Origin of the sequence: Leucobacter alluvii, assembly GCF_039530485.1 — a bacterium.
Lineage (GTDB): Bacteria > Actinomycetota > Actinomycetes > Actinomycetales > Microbacteriaceae > Leucobacter > Leucobacter alluvii.
Genome location: NZ_BAAAOP010000005.1, coordinates 366,842 through 384,409, shown reverse-complemented (window position 1 = coordinate 384,409; position 17,568 = coordinate 366,842). Strand labels below are relative to the sequence as shown.

General features: G+C 67.7%; 11 protein-coding genes. 4 read left to right on the top strand and 7 right to left on the bottom strand.

Translation table 11 applies throughout. The features are described 5' to 3' along the window. Positions 1 to 9: 9 nt before the first annotated feature. Positions 10 to 3,459: a MobF family relaxase gene (gene mobF, locus ABFX18_RS06290; protein WP_346057764.1), complete on the bottom strand. Its 3,450-nt coding sequence runs from the start codon at positions 3,457 to 3,459 to the stop codon at positions 10 to 12. 218 nt (positions 3,460 to 3,677) lie between these two features. On the opposite strand from mobF, the gene chrA reads away from it, so the two are divergent. The 3 genes from chrA to ABFX18_RS06275 all read left to right on the top strand — a co-directional run bounded on the left by chrA (position 3,678) and on the right by ABFX18_RS06275 (position 7,657). Then, positions 3,678 to 4,892: a chromate efflux transporter gene (gene chrA / locus ABFX18_RS06285; protein WP_346057763.1), complete on the top strand. Its 1,215-nt coding sequence runs from the start codon at positions 3,678 to 3,680 to the stop codon at positions 4,890 to 4,892. Positions 4,893 to 4,964: 72 nt separating this feature from the next. Beyond that, complete coding sequence (locus ABFX18_RS06280; protein ID WP_054682432.1) at positions 4,965 to 6,923, top strand: heavy metal translocating P-type ATPase; 1,959 nt, start codon at positions 4,965 to 4,967, stop codon at positions 6,921 to 6,923. Between the two features lie 5 nt (positions 6,924 to 6,928). Further along, positions 6,929 to 7,657 carry a VIT1/CCC1 transporter family protein gene (locus ABFX18_RS06275; RefSeq protein ID WP_054682433.1) on the top strand — a complete coding sequence of 243 codons (729 nt, stop codon included), beginning with the start codon at positions 6,929 to 6,931 and terminating at the stop codon, positions 7,655 to 7,657. 306 nt (positions 7,658 to 7,963) lie between these two features. Here ABFX18_RS06275 and ABFX18_RS06270 read toward each other — a convergent pair whose 3' ends face one another. Then, the gene (locus ABFX18_RS06270) at positions 7,964 to 9,673 is read right to left on the bottom strand and encodes a ParB/Srx family N-terminal domain-containing protein (RefSeq protein WP_346057761.1); all 1,710 of its coding nucleotides are present in this window, start codon (positions 9,671 to 9,673) and stop codon (positions 7,964 to 7,966) included. 330 nt (positions 9,674 to 10,003) lie between these two features. On the opposite strand from ABFX18_RS06270, the gene mgtE reads away from it, so the two are divergent. Further along, positions 10,004 to 11,362, top strand: coding sequence for a magnesium transporter (mgtE, locus tag ABFX18_RS06265; protein WP_346057760.1), 1,359 nt, complete (start codon positions 10,004 to 10,006; stop codon positions 11,360 to 11,362). A gap of 138 nt (positions 11,363 to 11,500) precedes the next feature. Here the strand turns inward: mgtE and ABFX18_RS06260 are convergent, their stop codons facing one another. From ABFX18_RS06260 to ABFX18_RS06240, 5 genes are all read right to left on the bottom strand, one after another. Beyond that, entirely contained in the window at positions 11,501 to 14,503 is a 3,003-nt protein-coding gene (locus tag ABFX18_RS06260) for an aminotransferase (RefSeq protein WP_346057759.1), read from the bottom strand. A gap of 146 nt (positions 14,504 to 14,649) precedes the next feature. Further along, a complete protein-coding gene (locus tag ABFX18_RS06255; protein ID WP_090148362.1) occupies positions 14,650 to 15,249 on the bottom strand; it encodes a non-canonical purine NTP pyrophosphatase in 600 nt (199 codons plus the stop codon). Beyond that, positions 15,246 to 15,992 (bottom strand): ribonuclease PH, encoded by a 747-nt coding sequence (gene rph / locus ABFX18_RS06250; protein ID WP_090148360.1) that lies wholly within the window; start codon positions 15,990 to 15,992, stop codon positions 15,246 to 15,248. Before rph ends, ABFX18_RS06255 begins: the two co-directional genes overlap by 4 nt. Positions 15,993 to 16,047: 55 nt before the next feature. After that, positions 16,048 to 16,887, bottom strand: coding sequence for a glutamate racemase (murI, locus tag ABFX18_RS06245; protein ID WP_200329226.1), 840 nt, complete (start codon positions 16,885 to 16,887; stop codon positions 16,048 to 16,050). Beyond that, positions 16,884 to 17,567 carry a ribonuclease HII gene (locus ABFX18_RS06240; RefSeq protein ID WP_346057758.1) on the bottom strand — a complete coding sequence of 228 codons (684 nt, stop codon included), beginning with the start codon at positions 17,565 to 17,567 and terminating at the stop codon, positions 16,884 to 16,886. The genes murI and ABFX18_RS06240 overlap by 4 nt, the downstream gene beginning before the upstream one ends. Position 17,568: the final 1 nt, after the last annotated feature.

The following is a 17,568-nucleotide window of genomic DNA, read 5'->3' as shown; positions in this document are numbered from 1 at the left end:
GGCGTCGGCTCACAGGCCGCGCGCCGGGCCGCTCTGCGGGGGCGTGTGGCGGTACCCGTAGTCGTAGCGGCTGGCGCGCTCCTGCGCCGCCCGTCGGGCTTCTTCGCGGGCGGCTTCGGCGGCTCGGGTCTGCCCGATCCGCGCGACCGCCTCGGCGGGCGTGAGCGAGCGCAGTAGCTCGGCCTCTGCGCGTGCGTACTTCGCCGTCTGAGCGGCGCTGGTGGCGCGCTGTGCGGGGTTGGTGCTCAGGTAGGCGTCGCGGTTGCGGAGGACGCGCTCTGCGCCGAAGACGCGACCGAACGCCGCCAAGCGTGCGGTCTGTGCCCGCTCGGGCCTGCTCAGGACTTCATCACGCGCCGCCCCGTGTGCTTGCTCTGCTTGGATCAGGCGCGGGTCGGTGTTGATCTTCGGGCGGGTGACTCGCTCTACCCAGGCATCGGGGCGTTCGTTCCACCTCGGCGGCTCGCCCCACTCGTTCGCCAACTGCTGGCGCACGTCATAGGTTCGCGCCTTGGCGCTATCCTGCTCGTCGCGGGCGCGCCGCCTACCGAACCACGACGCGGCCCGCATTTGCTCGCCTGCCATCTGCTCGGCGGCTTCGGCCTGCTGCCATTCGGCAAGTGCCGTCCTCGCCGCCGAGACGATGGGCGCAGTGACCTCGACGCGCACCTGCTCGGCGCGCGACCTCGCCTGCCGCTCAGTCTTGCTTGCCGCTTCGCGTATCGCTGTCTCGCGCTGGTTCAGGTCAGCAAGAGCAGCGCCGATCTGCTGCCAGCGTTCGGCCTGCGCCTCAGCAGTCACCGCCCGTTGCATGAGCGCGGCTATCTCGTCGCTCACGAACTGCGCCGGGCCGTGCTCGATGAGCCCGGCGACTTCCTCGGCCGCGCGACGGGTCGCGTCGGCAAGGCCACGGTCGGCCCGGTCGCGTTCCATCGCCGCCACGAACTGCACTCGCGCTTGATCCAAGTCCTCGGCCACGACATGCAACAGATTCGACTCGCGGCCTCTCGTCATGCCGACATAGACGCTCGCGGCGCTGGTCGAGCCCGTGAGGATCGTGTGCGAGGCGGGCACGGTCGCGCCCTGCACCCCGTAAGAAGTCGCCGCGTACGACAGATGGGCGTGCTCGGCCACATACTCGGCAGGCAGGCGCACGGTGCGCGGTCGCTTCCGCCCGCTCCCTGCTTCCCTTGCGGTGACGGTGCCGTCGTCTGCGACATGCTGCACGATCCACTGCTGCCGGTTCGCCACCCCCAAGCGGGTGTTGTTCTTGCGGGTTTGGATCAGGTCGCCCGCGCCGATGGGGAGGCCATCGTTCCCGTAAGCAGTGCTGCGGTCGTCGACCTCGCCGCGTGCCACGCGCTTGTCGCGAATACTCGAGTTCACGGCGCGCGCCTCGTCGTTCGAGGTCCCCGTCACAGCTTCGTCGTTCTGCCGCTCCTGGGCGATGTGCTCTCTCAACTCATCGCCGCCCGTATGGAGGCGCACAAGCCCAAGTTCTGCGAGCTGGTCGAAGACCGCGCCGGGATTCCTGCCGTCGCGCATCTGCAACGTGACCTCGGCATAGGCGGGATCGGCGAAACGGTGAACTTCGGCCATGTCGAACGTGCGCGCTCTGAGCTGCGCGGCCATGTCGAGCACCCCGCCGCGCCCGACGGCTGCGAGCTGCGCACGATCCCCAACCAGCGCGACCGTCGCACCTGCCTCGGCGCAGACGGTCAGCAGGGCGATTGCGGTGTCTTGGTCGAGCATCCCCGCCTCGTCAACGATGACCCGCTCGCCGTGTGCGAGCCGCGCGCTTTCGGATGGGCCGCGATAGGCGTTGCCGGTCTCGGGGTCAGTGTCGCCCGGCGCGAGGCGCGACCATACGCCGTCACGATTCCACCGCCACCCGTGCGCATGCACGAGCGCCGCAACGCTCGCAGTCGGCACCCCGAGTTCGTCGCGCGCCACCAGTGCGGCACGCTTCGTCGGCGCAACCACCCGCGACGGCCTACCCTGCTCGGCCGCGACTTCGATTACAACGCCGAGCATCGTTGTCTTCCCTGCGCCCGCTGCTCCCTCAACGATCACCAACGGGTCGGCGGATGCGACGGCAGCGGCGGCGCGCTCCTGCCCCGCATCAAGACCCCGCGCCTCGGCCGCTGCGCGCACGTCAGCGGGTTTCGGCTCGCGGTCTGGCACTCGTGCGGCGATCAGGTCGCGCAGTTCCGTCTCGGCCTGCACCACGCGCAGGCTCGTGAGGTGCGCCACATGCTCCGGCGTCGGCGCACCTGGCGCGAGTACCGAGAAGCAGTCTTCGAGCGCGAGGCGTGTTGCAGCGGTGATGAGGTCGCGCAACTCTTGGCTGGTTGCGCGCACCCCGGCCTCGGTGATGATCTGGGTTGCATGCTCCTGCACCGTATGGCGATTCCACGCCGATGCGCCAGCCGCGCAACGATCCAAGGCGCGCGAGGCGATCCGCTGCACCGATAGCTCGTCCGGCGACGCCGGCACAGGGCGTGCAGGCCGGCGCAGCGTTGCGGGGTCGTAGCCGGCTTCTCGGAGTTCGGTCAGCCAGGCTTCCTCTTCCCTGAGCGTGGTCGGCTTCTTCGCGGGCCGTTCGTGCGCCCATGCCTGCGCCGTGAGCCGCGAGAATACGACCGGCCCCATCGTCTCACCAGGGTGCGCCGCGTTCCATTCGGCTTCGAGCCGGTTCAGGTTCCGATGCACCTGCTCACCCCGCTTGCTCATCAAGGCGTTGAACGGCTCCAACTCGACTACCTCGCCGGTAACGGGGTCGAGCGTGAGGCCGTGACGATCCAGCACCTCAGCAAGCTCCGGGTGCGCGGCGATGACCGCCGTGCCGAGAGCACGGATCGCGCCTTGCTGCTTGATGAGCGCCCCGGTATCGAGTGCGCGCCACTTCCCGACAGCCCACACCCTGGTGCCGATCTGCATGTGAATGTGCCGGTGCGGGTCACCAGCGCGCGACGTGCGGTGCGTAATCCCGACGACCTGCATGTACTCGACCGGCACGACCTCTTGCTTGCCGCGCCCGCCGACGCGAGTCACGGAGTGCTGGCCGAGCCACCGCTGAATCTCCGCCAGCGCGTCCTGCTGCGCACGATCCAACGCCTCAGACACGTCAGGGTGGAGGGCTGCTGCGATAGAGAGTGACTTCGGGCCGTTGATCGTCATTTCACCAAACCGCGCCGAACCCTGACGATCAGGGCCAGCCGCGCGGGGTCGCCCCATCCGCTCGCCCGTGTCGGGGTTGATCCAATCCACCCACCCGTTGTACTCCTCGCTACTCAGGTCACGGGCACTGACCGTCTCGCCTGTGGCGTCGAGCACCGCGTACTGGATGCCGCTGGTGCCGTCGCTGCGGTAGTAGTCGTCAGCACGCAGGCGGTCGGCCTCGACATAGCGCAGCGCATCAGCCCCGGTTCCCCGGAAGAAGACCACACCGCCATGCATCGCGCTCACCCTCCTTATGTTCCTAAACTAGCAACATATGTATCTACTACAGTAGTGTACGTTCATTCAGAAGTCAGCAGAGCGATCTTAGAATCGCACTGTGCGACACGGAAGGTTCGCGTAAGTCGGTGACGGCTTGTGAGCCGCGAGTGAACACTGCGTGAATGCAGCGCGGCGAGTAGCGCCAGTCCCGGATGGTGCCCCATTCTGAGTAAGAAATGTTATCCGCAGAAGGTGGCCGTCGAACCGACTTTGGCGCGCCATTGCTGGTCCTTCTGGTGTTCTTGAGGTTAGGGTGCACGTCGTTCGGTGGCCCGGTCGCTCATCTTGGATATTTTCGAGCAGAGTTCGTCGAGCGACGCAGATGGCTGGGTGATCGCGCGTATGCGGATCTTGTCGCATTGTGCCAGTTTCTTCCCGGCCCGGCATCAAGCCAGGTCGGCATGGCGATCGGTTTGCAGAGAGCTGGAATACTCGGTCTTGTCGCGGCATGGCTCGGGTTCACACTGCCATCTGCGGTATTGCTGTTCGGGTTCGCGCTCGGCGTATCGACCCTTGGCGACGTATCGCAGGCTGGATGGGTGCTGGGCCTGAAGGCTGCGGCGGTCGCGGTCGTGGGTCATGCTGTGCTCGGGATGGCAAAGTCACTCACGCCTGATGCGCGACGAGCGACGATTGCTGTCGGGGTGCTCACTGTCGTGCTGCTCGTACCCGGCCCGCTGACGATGTTCGGCGCGATGGCCTTGGCCGGGATCGCGGGGTTCTTCGTCTGTCGATCCCCGAGCACGACCGAGAACGATGAACCGCGTTTCCGGGTGCGCCTGCGGCCCGCAGTCGGATGGTTGAGCCTGGCTGTGTTCGTCATGCTGCTCGCAGGGTTGCCGATTCTTGCTGTGTTCACCGGCAACGCCACGGTAGGCCTGATTGACACCTTCTATCGTGCGGGGTCGTTCGTGTTCGGCGGCGGGCATGTCGTGCTCCCGCTTTTGCAGGCTGAGACAGTGCAGACTGGACTGGTGGAGCCGGGTGCGTTCCTCGCGGGGTATGGTGCCGCGCAGGCGGTGCCAGGGCCGCTGTTCACCTTCGCCGCGTTTCTCGGAGCGGTCACCACGGGCGGCCCGAGTGGGCTGTTCGGCGCATCCATTGCGCTGCTCGCGATCTTTCTGCCGTCTGCGCTGCTCGTGATGGGGGTGCTGCCCTTCTGGGAGCGGTTGCGTCGTGCGCCGAGAGTGCAGCGTGTGCTGACGGGCGTGAACTCCGGAGTCGTCGGGCTGCTCGCCGCCGCGCTGTACGACCCCGTATTCACCGCGGGTGTCACGAACGCCGCATCACTCGTCGTCGCGGCACTCGCGTTTGTCGCACTCACGTCCTGGAAAACACCGGCATGGGCGGTAGTGCTCGGGGCCGCAGGAGCCGGGGCATTGCTGCTCTGAACGCGCTACGCGGATACTCAGGCGAGGCTGGCCTGCAATGCGAGAAGCGTGCCCGCATGGGAGGATTGAAGCATGAGCCGTTTTTCATCTCTGGTCAGGGCATATCCACTCGTGATCGCAACACTGTTGGTGGCTATGATCGGGTTGGTTCTTTTAGCGACTCCGGCCATTGAGTCGGCCAGCTGGATTGTGGGTGCGTATGCGCTCGTGATTGCCGGGTGGGAGGCGGTCGGGATGATCCGGCAGCTCATCCGAGGGCACGCCGGGCTCGACATTCTTGCGGTGACGGCAATCACCGCTGCAGTGCTCGTTGGGGAGCCGTGGGCGGCGCTCGTGGTGGTGCTGATGCTCACCGGCGGGGCGGCCCTCGAAGATTACGCTGAGAACCGTTCGAAGCGGGAACTGACCGCGCTGCTGCGTAAGGCACCCCAGCAGGCCACGCGCATCCTCGCCCCAAGCGCACCCGGCGCGGACATGCACGGGCATACTGCCGAGGTCACGACCGAGGACATACCGGTCGAAGAAGTCGAGGTGGGTGATCTGTTGTTGGTGCGGCCGGGTGCACTCGTGCCTGTGGACTCGATCCTCGTCTCCGAGCACGCCGTGTTCGATGAGTCGTCATTGACCGGTGAAAGTCTGCCCGTTGAGCGTGACGCGGGAGAGAAAGTGTCGAGCGGTGCGGTGAATGGACAAGCCGCAGTCACCATGCGGGCTGCGGCTCCGGCCGCCGAGAGCGAGTATCAGCAGATTGTTCGGCTCGTCGAACAAGCCGCGGGGAGCAAAGCCAAAGTCGTGCGGCTCGCAGATCGGTACGCGGTGCCGTTCACAGTGCTCGCGCTCGTGATCGCCGGGATCGCGTGGGCGGTCAGTGGAGAGGCTGTCCGGTTTGCCGAGGTGCTGGTGGTGGCGACCCCATGCCCGCTGCTGATCGCCGCGCCGGTCGCGTTTCTCGGTGGCATGAGCCGTGCCGCGAGGTTCGGGCTGATCGTCAAGGGCGGCGGCACCCTCGAACAGCTTTCACGAGCCCGCTCGGCGGCATTCGATAAGACCGGCACCATCACTACCGGCAAGCCAGTGCTCGAACGCCTTCTGCCCGCCGACCGCGCCAGCGAAGACGAGCTGCTGCGTTTCGCAGCCTCAGCGGAGGTGTACTCCTCTCACGTGCTTGCGGACTCCGTCGTGCAGGCCGCGAAACAGCACGGCTTGTCGCTCGTCGAAGCCGAACATGCCGAGGAGATCGCGACAAACGGAGTCGCGGCTGTGTTCCGCACTCCTGACGCACCTGAGGCAGTGACGGTTCGTGTCGGCAAGCCCTCCTGGGTGCGCCACTCCGCGCCGGACCTCGTGCTGGCAGACCTTGCTCCAGGGGAACTCGCAATCTACGTCTCAGTCGATGGCCGTTTCGCCGGAGCCATCGTCATGCGCGACCAAGTGCGCGAAGAAGCAGCCCAGGCTCTCCGTCAGCTGAGCGCACTCGGTATCGAGCGTACGCTCATGGTCACCGGAGACGTTGCAGCCACCGCCGAACCCATCGCGCGGCGCCTTGGAATCAGCGAGGTGCACGCGGAGTGCCGCCCCGGCGACAAAGTTCGCATTGTCAGTAGCGTGCAGCCCCGCCCGCTCATCATGGTCGGTGACGGCCTCAACGATGCCCCGGTGCTCGCTGCTGCGGATATTGGCTTCGCAATGGGGGCGCGCGGTGCAACCGCAGCATCGGAGTCTGCGGACATCGTGAACCGCTACGACACGCTCTCGGCCCTGCCGCGCGCGGTGAGCATCGGCAAGGACACCGTGCGGATCGCACTGCAAAGCATCTGGCTCGGCATCATCATCAGCGTCGGCCTCATGCTCATCGCCGCCTTCGGGTTCCTCCCAGCACTCCTCGGCGCGTGGCTGCAAGAAGTCGTTGACCTGGTGGCCATCCTCGGCGCACTCCGTGCAGTCGGCCCACGATCTGAGCGAATCACACGATCATCACCAGTCGCATCGACGGAACAACTTCACTTCAGCACGACCCAAGACAGGAAATGAACAATATGGCATCCGACTCAAGCACCACGCCGCATCCCGGCGAAGCCCACCTGCAGAACGTGGGCCAACGTTTGAACTGGCTACGTGCAGGGGTGCTCGGCGCAAACGACGGCATCGTCTCTACCGCGGGTGTCGTCGTCGGTGTCGCTGCCGCTACACCAAACAACGTACTGGCAATCGCGACGGCCGGTATCGCCGCCGTAGTTGCCGGGGCGTTCTCAATGGCTGGCGGAGAGTATGTTTCGGTGAGCACCCAACGCGACACAGAGAAAGCGCTCATCGCAAAAGAACGGTGGGAGCTCGAAACCATGCCCGAGGAGGAGCTTGAAGAACTCACCGAGCTCTATCGACAGCGGGGCCTCTCAGATGACCTCGCACATCAGGTCGCGGTGCAGCTTACCGAGACGGACGCTCTCGCCGCTCACGCAGAGGTCGAACTCGGAATCGACCATGAAGAGTTCACAAGCCCGTGGGCAGCCGCCGTGTCATCGTTCATTGCGTTCGCCGTTGGAGCGCTGATCCCACTCATCATGATCTTGCTCCCCGTCGGCGGACACCGAGTTTGGATCGCAGCCATCGCAGTTGTGATCGGCCTCTTCCTCACCGGTTGGATCAGCGCTGCGCTCGGTGGCGCGCCGCGCGGTCGCGCAATTCTCCGGAACGTGGTCATGGGCTCAGCGACCATGATCGCCACATACGCCATTGGGGCACTCTTTGGCGTGGCCATCGGATAGGCCGCTTCTCGTGATCCGGCCCGCTTTCATGTGCTAACTCATGTGCTACCGACGCTGCTAGGTTGTGAATCGCGGTGCAGTTATCCACAGGTGGGCCTCGCAGAAACCGCGGAATCATGCGGCAGAACGCCGATTCACGATTTCGTGTGCGAGGGGGAACGGATCAGTTCAAGTCCCCCCTCGCGCACGTACGAGGTTCCTTCGTGGCGCGGCCGCGCACGCAGCAGCGGGGTCACTGTTCGTGCGTGTCGGACATGCGACACCCACGAACAGTGACCCCGCTCGCAGATTTGGGGAGCTGCGCGGCTACTCGGCCCGGCGGCGACGCGTGTGCAGCACCGTGACCGCGCCTCCGACGAGCATCATCGCGAGCGCCGCCGTCGTCGCGGCAATCACGGGAGCGCCGCCCGTCTCAGCGAGCTTCGCCGCCGTGGGTGGCGCCGGAGCGGCTACGGGAGTCGCTCCGGCCCCGGAGTTGCCGCCGGCTGCGGTGCCACCGGCCTCGCCCGGTCCACCGGCACCACTGCCACCCGCGCCGGCCCCGGCACCGCCATCAGCCCGTGCGTCGGCTTCGATCTGCACCTCGGTGGCGCCGACCTCGACGCCGTTCCAGAGCAGGGCGATACGGTGCGATCCTGTGCCGGCTGCCATCGGAAGCGTCACGGTCGCGGCGAATGCGCCCGTCTCATCCGTGGATACTTCGGCGAGCTGCACCGGCTCCGACCGCATTTCGAGCGCGTACCCCGTGGTCGACGGCGCGAATCCGCTTCCGCTGACCGTGATCTCGCCGCCCGGGCGCAGATCCCCGCTCACAGCGAGGGCCCCGTGCACAGTTCCGGGATCCACAGGCGGCTCTTCACCACCGGGCTCCTCTCCTGAGGGCGACAGCTGCGACTTGTATGCCATCGCGTAGGCGAGCTTGCCGGGCTTCTCGGCATCGTAGGGCTGCGAGAGCTTGTTCCACTCCCCCTTCGCCTCCGCCTTGCCATCGTTCCATGCCGGCAGCACTCCGAGGTCTGCTGCCGTGAACCCACCGGCGATGGGTGCCGCCGGGTCGAGCGCGACCTGCGCTTCGGAGAGCGAGCGGACGGTCGCGAGGTAACTGTCGCGATCATTCGCGTTCCATCCTGAGAGATCGACGGGCTGCGCATCGCGCACCCACTCGCCCCAGTAGAACTCCTGGAACGGGATCGTTCCGGATGCGAAGCCGATGTCGCGCGCGAAGTACAGGAGGCTGCGGTTGGGGTCGTCGGCGAAGTTGCCGAGACCGACCGAGGCGGGCAGGTCTGCGGGAGTGATCGGTGCCCCGTCGACCTGCTCGAGCCACGTCCACTGATTGGCGATCATCATCTGCCAGAACTGCGCGGGCGCCTGGTCGCTCAGGTTCGCCGTGACGCGAAGCCGCACGTGCAGGTCGAGGCCGCCATCAGCGGTTTCCGCGAACGAGGTCAGCGTGTGGTGCCCGTCGGTGAGGTACAGGGCGCCCTCGGGTCCGATGACGACGGTCTTCATCTCGGCGATGCTCTGCTCGGTCTCGCCGCCGAGCGGCAGCTCGCAGGTGAAGGACGCCGGGTCGTGCAGTGTCGCGTCGGATTCGGCAGCGACAGCGTCCAATTGCCCGTTGGCCTCGCACCAGTCGCCGAAACGCTTGTTGACTGCGTCCTTCCCGAGTTCCGAGTAGCGACCGAGCTTGTAGTACACCTCGTCGTATCCGACGGAGGGCTGGGTCGGGTGCACGTCGCCGATGCGCACGTCGACCAGGTCTCCGACCTGCGCATCCGCGTAGGACGCACCGGTGGTGACAGCAGAGGGTTCGGGCTGGTCCAGGGAGTGCGCCGTTGCGGGGCCGATGGAGGCGATGACGAGCGGTACCGCGAGCAGGGCGCCGGCAAGCCCGAGCGCAGCGAGCCGGAGGCGCGAATAGGACTCGGGTGAGGTCGAGGAGATCAGCACGGAAGCCTTCCGATAGGGGTTCGAGACGGCACGTCCGCAGACGTCGGGGCGGGCCTCGTTCATCCTCCCGATCGACGATGAACCGCTGGTGGCGCCGACGGATCCGGCACATGAACGGTCTCGAGCCACGAGCCGCGGGTGCGTTTGGGGATCGCGCATCGGACTGTTAGGGTTCCCCTGATCAGCCCGATCCCGAACCGAAGCGAGGTGAGCCCGATGTCCAGTGACAGTTGCAGTCATCAGCCGGGTCTCGCGCACGCTCCGACGCGTTCCCTTTAGCGGTCGTTCTCGTCGCCCGCCGCGCACGCCCGGCTCCGCACGTCCCATACGTTTCAGGGCGCGCCCGTGCGCCCGCCGAGCGGCGCCAGCGGCGCCCATGCGAGGAGACCCGTCATGACCACTCAGCAGATTCCGATCATCGAAGCCTCGTTCGACGGCATCCTGCAGCATCTCGCTGCAGGCGATCTTCCCGCGCTCACCCGCGATCTCGCCCCCTTCTCCGCTACGGAGCTCGTGCCGCTCTTCGAGCGACTCGATCTGCGGCAGCGCGCCGTGCTCTTCAGGCTGCTCTCCAAGCAGCGCGCAATGGAGCTCTTCGAGGCGCTGCCGCCCTCATTGCAGGGTGATCTGCTCGCCGGGTTGCAGAACACCGAGGTGAGTCGGCTCTTCACCGAGCTCGACCCCGACGATCGGCTCTGGCTGCTCGACGAGGTGCCGTCGGTGCTCGCGACCCAGATGCTTCGCGGCTTGCCCGAGCAGGATCGCCTGCAGACCGCCGAGCTGCTCGGGTATCCGCAGGGCAGCGTGGGCCGGCGCATGACGCCCGAGTACGTATCGACTCGCGCTTCGCTGACCGTCGCTGAAACGCTCGAACGTGTTCGCGCCCACCTCTCGGACGCCGAGACGGTGTATACGATTCCGGTGCTCGACGGCACGCGGGTCGTGGTCGGCATCATCAGCCTGCGCGAGCTGCTGGCCGCGAACCCCGACGACTTCGTCGCCGACTTGATGCAGTCGGCGCACACGGCCGTCGCGACCGAGTCGGATGAGTTCGCCGCACGTCGATGCGCGGATCTCTCCCTGCTGGCGCTGCCGATCGTCGACAGCGAGGAGCGGCTGGTCGGCATGCTGACGATCGACGACGCGATCCGGATCATCGAGCACGTCGAGAACGAGGACGCGGCGCGTCAGGGCGGCTCCGAGCCGCTGCGCCGCCCGTACCTGTCCACGCCGGTGCGCACGCTCGTGCGCTCTCGCGTGGTGTGGCTGCTCGTCCTGGCCGTCGGCGCCACACTCACCGTTCAGGTGCTCGAGATCTTCGAGGCGACGATCGAACAGGTCACCGTGCTCGCGCTCTTCGTGCCGCTCCTCATCGGAACCGGAGGCAACACGGGCAATCAGGCCGCGACCACCGTCACACGCGCGCTTGCGCTGGGAGACGTGCGCCCGCGCGACATTCTCCGCGTGCTCGCGCGCGAGTTCCGCACGGGGGCACTGCTGGGCCTGCTGCTGGGCTCGCTCGGATTCGGAATCGCCTGGGCGTTCTACTCCGTTCAGATCGGCATGGTGATCGGGCTCACCCTGCTCGCGGTCTGCACGGTCGCCGCGGTGGTGGGCGGCTGCATGCCGCTGCTCGCCCGGACGGTGCGCGTCGACCCGGCCGTCTTCTCGAACCCGTTCATCTCGACATTCGTCGATGCGACCGGCCTCCTCGTCTACTTCGGGATCGCCTCCGCCGTGCTCGGCCTCTAACCGCCGTCGGGGCCAGCAGGATCGCCGAGCCCCCGCGCTCGCGCCGAGCCCCTCCGCGCTCGACGAGCCCCAGCCCGCTGTACGCGCCTCCCTTGGGGGTTCGGCGTGCGGGCAGGGGCTCGACGAGGGGTTGCGGCGCTACCAGCCTTCGGTGAGCACCCGGTCGAGGGCTGCGAGCACGGCGTCAGCGCTCTCCTCGGTGAGGCAGAGCGGCGGCTTCACCTTCAGCACGTTCGAACGCTCGGAGGTCGTGAGGACGATCACGCCGAGTTCTCTGAGCCGCTCGCAGATCGCGGCCGCCTCGGCTGTGGCGGGCTCCAGCGTTTCGCGATCGCGCACGAGTTCCACGCCGAGATACAGCCCCTCGCCGTGGATCGGCCCGACGATCTCGTGGCGTTCCGCGAGTGCGCGGAAGCCGGCGGCGAGTCGCCCGCCGACCCGGAGCGCGTTCTGCTGCAAGCCCTCCTGCTCCATGGCGTCGAGTACCGCGATGCCCACTCGGCAGCTCAGCGGATTCCCGCCCGCCGACGAGAAGAACTGGCCCTGCATCGCGAGCGCATCGGCGATGCGCTTCGACGTGATGACTCCCCCGATCGGAAATCCGTTTCCCATCGGCTTCGCGATCGTGACGATATCGGGCAGCACGCCGGATTGCTCGAAACCCCAGAAGCTCGAACCCATCCGCCCGAACCCGACCTGCACTTCATCGGCGATGCAGAGTCCGCCCGCAGCGCGCACACGAGCGTAGACGTCGGCGAGGTACCCGTCGGGCAGCAGCACCCCGCCCGCGTTGCCCAGCACCGATTCGCAGATGAAGGCGGCCACGTCGCGCCCCTCGTCCGCGAGTCGCTGCAGGTCGGCGCCGAGATCGGCCGCGTACTTCGCACCGGTGCCCGCACCTCGGTAGGTTCCTCGAAAGCGGTTCGGGACGTCCGCGACGTGCACCCAGTCCGGTCGATTCTCGAGCGCGTGCGGGTTGTCGTACGCGCTCGTGGTCACCGCATCGGATGCCATGGTCCACCCGTGATAGGCCTCTCGCAACGCCACGATGGTGTTTCGCCCGGTCGCCGCCTGCGCCAGGCGCAATGCGAGATCGACTGCTTCCGAGCCGCTGTTCACGAGGAGCACCGTGTCGAGAGCCGAGCCTTCGGGCAGGAGTGCGAGCAGACGCTCGCTGTACTCCGCGAGCTCCCGGTAGAGGAAGCGCGAGTTCGTGTTGAGTCGCCGGATCTGCCGATTGACCGCGTCGGCGACGCCCGGATGCCCGTGCCCCAGCCCTGTCACGTTGTTGACCATGTCGATGTACGACCGACCGGTCGTGTCGACGAGGTGATGGCGCCAACCGCGCTCGATCTGCATCGGGCGTTCGTAGTACCGCTCCTGTGCGCTCGCGAAGATCTCCGAGCGGCGAGCGAGCTCGTCCGCGGATGCGTCGTGCTGGGCGAGCGATGGGAGGCCGAGCAGCCTCGCGGGATCCTGAGTGAAACGGCGCCACGCCGGAACCCGCTCGGGAGTGACGAGCGGAGCGCATCCTGCTTCCGGCTCGTCGACCGCCAGAATCGGCGCGTCGGCACCGGTCAGCGCGTCGGCGCGGACCAGGGTCACCGAGATCACTCGCGCTCCGGTCGAGCTCTGAACACGGGCGACGGAAGCGCCTGCCGCGACGGGAGCGCCGGGCTCCACCACGGCATCGACTCCGTCGATCGCGAGGTGCCAGCCGCCGGCGAGTTCGAGCAGCACGCCTTGACTCGTCGCAACCGCGACGGACCCGGAGGTCGGCGCCGAGACCCCCAGGGAGTCGCCGGGCGCCAGGTGGATCTCCGTCGCGATGGGCCAGGTCTCGCTTGCTCGCTGCGCATCGACCCGGGTCCGGGTGAGACGGTACACGCCGTACGGGAAGACGGCGCTGCCATGACCCGATTCGAACGCTGCGCGTACGAGCCGCGCTTCAGCATCTGCGTCGAGCCAGGCGCCCGATGCGAGATCATCAGATTCGACGCCAGGATCGAGTACCGCCGCATCACCGCCGAGCTCTGGCAGTAGCGAGCGCAGCGGCGGTGTCGAGACGCGGGCCGGCGCAGCGACCAGCTGCAGACCGCTACCCGCGGCGACTCCCGCGAATCCGAGCGAGGCGAGCACGGACTCCGTCGCTTCGGCGAGCGGTACCGATGTGGCCGCGTCGAAGATCGCGCGTTCCCCGTCGACGCGCTCGCGTGCGTACGCGTTGTCGCCGTCGATCTCGAGCTGCCGCCAACCGCTCGCGACGAGCAGAGCGGCACGGAGCACGATCAACGGCCATACCGCTCGAGCCTCTGCGACGGCGAGCGGCGCCGCGCGGTGGAACGCGGTGACCGTCTCGAGCACCCGAAGGGGTCGATCCGCTTCGTGATGCAGCAGAGAGCTCGCCGTCACCGCGAGCTCGGCGACGCGCCACCCGTAGGAGAGGTCGCCGAGATCCAGCACAGTCGACGGGTAGACGCGAGTGTCGGCAGCGCGTTCACCCATCACATTGTCATCGGTCAGGTCGCCGTGGATCGCCTGAATCGGCAGCGCGTCGACGAGCGGCTCCAGCGCTTCGTCGGCTGAGGTGGCGGCGAGAACGACGCGATCCCGCAGTTCTTCATCGCTGATCGAGCCGGCGAGGCGCCCGATCTCGTCGAAAGCGACACGCATGTCCCACATGTGGTCGCGATCGAGGCCGGGGTGTTCGAGGCCTGCCAGCGCGTTGGCCGATGCGGCCGACAGCGCCCCGAACGCCTCGAGCACCGGAGAAGCGAAGTAGCCGAGATCGACCATGGGCTCCCCTGCCGCGAATTCGCTCCGGCGCACGGCGAATCCGCGCCAGTGCTGCGTGAGCTCGCCGTCGAGGCCGGGCAGCACCGCGGCCGCTGTCACGCCTGCGGCGCGGTAGGACTCCAGTGCGGCGTGTTGCGCATCCCGCGCGTCGTCCGCGAAGACGGGGTTGTCGATCCGCAGCACGCTGCGGGAGCCGTCGGCGGCCGTCAACGCGAAATTGCGATCCTGATTGCTTCCGAGCTCGGTAGCGGTCACCTCCAACCCGTAGCATTCGCGTGCAATCGTTCTGGCGTCGGCCTCGGTCACGTCCGGGCGCACCAATCCACTCGCTGAAGCGTTGCTCATCGCGTGGTCTCCATCTCTGATGTCGAAGTGATGTCACTCGTGTGTTGGGTGCCGCGTCGCGACCACCACTGCGGAGCAGCAGCGGCCGCGGTGCACTCGGGCTCGGGCCGTGGGGCCGCACAAGCCGACGTCGAAGGTATGCGGGATTACTCCGCGAGCGCGCGGATCGCCGGCGCGAGGGCGGTGAAGGCGCGCGTGCGATGGGACTGCGCGTCCTTCTCGGCACCGGTCAGCTCAGCCGCAGATCGGGACTCCCCATCCGGCTGGAAGATCGGGTCGTACCCGAATCCGTGCTCCCCGGTCGGCTGACGCAGCACCCTGCCGGGCCACACGCCCAGTTCGCAGATGTCGCCGTCGCGAGAGTCGCCCGGCAGCGCGAGCGCCGCTGCGCAGACGAATCCGGCATCGCGGTGGTCGTCTGCGACATCGGTCAGCTGCCAGAGCAGGAGCTCGACGTTCGCGCGGTCGTCGCGCGCCGGCCCGCCCCACCGCGCCGAGAAGATGCCGGGGCTGCCGCCGAGCACATCGACGGCGATGCCGGAGTCGTCGGCGATCGCTGGAAGCCCGGTGCGGGCCGCAGCTGCGCGAGCTTTGATGAACGCGTTCTGCTCGAAGCTCAGGCCGTTCTCCACCGGCTCTGGCCCGTCGTATCCGACGAGTTCGACGCCGGGGATCAGCGGGCCGAGAATGCGGCGGAGTTCTTCGAGCTTGTGCGCATTGTGCGAGGCGAGTACCACGGTGGTCATGGTCGGCGCGCCTCCGCCAGGGCTGCTCGCTGCAGCTCGGCCAGCTCGGTCGTGCTCACGAGCGCGAGGTCGAGCAGCGCGTCGAGTTCGGCACGGTTGAACGGAGCACCCTCGGCGGTGCCCTGCACCTCGACGAAGTCGCCGGAACCGGTCACGACGACGTTCATGTCGGTCTCGGCGCGCGAATCCTCGACGTAGGCGAGGTCGCTCAGCGGCACGCCGCCCACGATGCCGACCGAGATCGCAGCGACGCTGTCCGTGAGCGGCTTCGCCTTCTTCGCGATGAACCCTCGCTCACGAGCCCACTCCAGCGCGTCGACGAGCGCGACGTACGCGCCGGTGATCGAGGCGGTGCGCGTTCCGCCGTCGGCCTGCAGCACGTCGCAGTCGATGACGATGGTGTTCTCCCCCAGCGCTTTCGTATCGATGACGGCGCGGAGGCTGCGACCGATGAGACGCGAGATCTCGTGGGTGCGCCCGCCGACCTTGCCCTTGATCGACTCGCGCTGCATGCGCTCGTTCGTGGAGCGGGGCAGCATCGAGTACTCGGCGGTCACCCAACCGGTGCCCTTGCCGGTGAGCCAGCGGGGCACCCCCGGCGTGAACGAAGCGGTGCACAGCACCTTCGTGCTGCCGAACGAGATGAGCGCGCTGCCTTCGGCCTGGGCGCTCCAACCCCGTTCGATCGTGACGGGTCGGGTCTGCTGCGGCGTGCGCCCGTCGGCGCGGAGGGTCTCAGTCATTCAGGTCTCCAGAGGTTGCGGCGGATCAGGTCGGCGAACGCACAGCGAACGCGAGTCAGTTGGGCAGGCGGATCGCGCCGGTCTCCAGGCGATCGACGGCATCGATGCCGATCCCGAGCATGCGGCGGGCCAATTCGACGAACGCCGCCGTATCCTCACCGGTCGCCTCGTATCGCAGCTCGGGTTCCCCAGAGCCGGGCGGACGCAGCAACTGCAACTCGGTGAGTACCTGGAACACGGCATTCGCGGTCTCGATGTCACTCGACACCAGCGCGACGTCCGGCCCGACCACCTGCCGAATCGCGCCGCGCAGGAACGGGTAGTGCGTGCATCCGAGCACCAGGGTGTCGATGCCCTGCGCGACGAGCGGAGCGAGATACTGCTGCGCGACCTCGTGCACGGCGGGACCGCTGGTCTCGCCCGCCTCGACGAGATCCACGAACCGCGGGCACGCCGCAGAGCTCAGCGCGATCTCGGGCCGCATTGCGAACAGGTCGTCGTAGGCGCGCGATTGGATCGTCCCCTGCGTGCCGATCAGACCGACGCGGCGGTTCCTCGTGATCGAGGCCGCGCTGCGCACCGTCGGGCCGATGACTTCGACGACAGGCACGTCGTAGCGCTCACGGGCGTCGCGCAGCACCGCCGCAGATGCCGTGTTGCAGGCGATCACGAGCATCTTCACGCCCTGCTCGACGAGCCCGTCGAGGATCTCGAGAGCGAATCGGCGAACGTCCGCGATCGGCCGCGGACCATACGGCGTGCGGGCGGTGTCGCCGACGTAGATCATCGACTCGCCGGGGAGCTGATCGTGAATCGCTCGCGCCACCGTCAAACCGCCGACTCCCGAGTCGAACACCCCGATCGGGGCGGACGCGTCTGGCTGCTGCGAACTCACCCGTCCAGACTACCCGAGCCGATCGCGGAGAGTTTGATCCACGTATGCCGGTGCAGTTCGGTGAGGCCGTTCGTCGCGATGCCGGCGAAGTGGGCCTTCGCGCCGTATCCCTTGTTCGACGCCCATGCGTACTCGGGGTGCGCTGCATCGGCCTCACGCATCAGGGCGTCGCGCGAGACCTTCGCCCGCACCGAAGCGGCGGCCACGCTGGCGCACTCGCGATCCGCCCCCACCCGCGTGCGGATGTCGAGCGGAGCGCGCAGCACTGCGGAGAGCCAGTCGTGCGCGCCGTCGAGCAGGATCACTGAGCGTTCGACCGGCACTCCCGTCGCACGCAGCTGGAGCAGCGCGCGACGCGCGGCATGGCCGAGCATCGTCGTGATGCCCTGCGTATCGATCTCCTCGGCGCTCGCGAAGCCGACGGCACCGGCTCCCCACGCATGCACGAGCGGCGCGATCGCGTCGCGTCGTTTCTCGCTCAGGAGCTTCGAATCGCGAAGCCCGTCCGGAAACGAGTGGGTGCCCGCCACCACGGCGTGCACGCCGACGGCGACCGGCCCGGCGATCGCTCCACGGCCCACCTCGTCGATGCCGATGACGATCTGCGCACCCGCCGCGAAGAACGCGCGTTCGACGTCGAGCGTCGGATCCTTCGTCGTAGGTGCTGCCTCGACGGGCACG

Bases quoted from the DNA above. Each gene is read 5' to 3' on its own strand.
- mobF (WP_346057764.1), bottom strand. From the start codon at position 3,459: ATGCATGGCGGTGTGGTCTTCTTCCGGGGAACCGGGGCTGATGCGCTG.
- ABFX18_RS06260 (WP_346057759.1), bottom strand. From the start codon at position 14,503: ATGAGCAACGCTTCAGCGAGTGGATTGGTGCGCCCGGACGTGACCGAG.
- chrA (WP_346057763.1), top strand. From the start codon at position 3,678: ATGTTATCCGCAGAAGGTGGCCGTCGAACCGACTTTGGCGCGCCATTG.
- ABFX18_RS06280 (WP_054682432.1), top strand. From the start codon at position 4,965: ATGAGCCGTTTTTCATCTCTGGTCAGGGCATATCCACTCGTGATCGCA.
- ABFX18_RS06270 (WP_346057761.1), bottom strand. From the start codon at position 9,673: ATGAACGAGGCCCGCCCCGACGTCTGCGGACGTGCCGTCTCGAACCCC.
- ABFX18_RS06275 (WP_054682433.1), top strand. From the start codon at position 6,929: ATGGCATCCGACTCAAGCACCACGCCGCATCCCGGCGAAGCCCACCTG.
- mgtE (WP_346057760.1), top strand. From the start codon at position 10,004: ATGACCACTCAGCAGATTCCGATCATCGAAGCCTCGTTCGACGGCATC.
- rph (WP_090148360.1), bottom strand. From the start codon at position 15,992: ATGACTGAGACCCTCCGCGCCGACGGGCGCACGCCGCAGCAGACCCGA.
- ABFX18_RS06255 (WP_090148362.1), bottom strand. From the start codon at position 15,249: ATGACCACCGTGGTACTCGCCTCGCACAATGCGCACAAGCTCGAAGAA.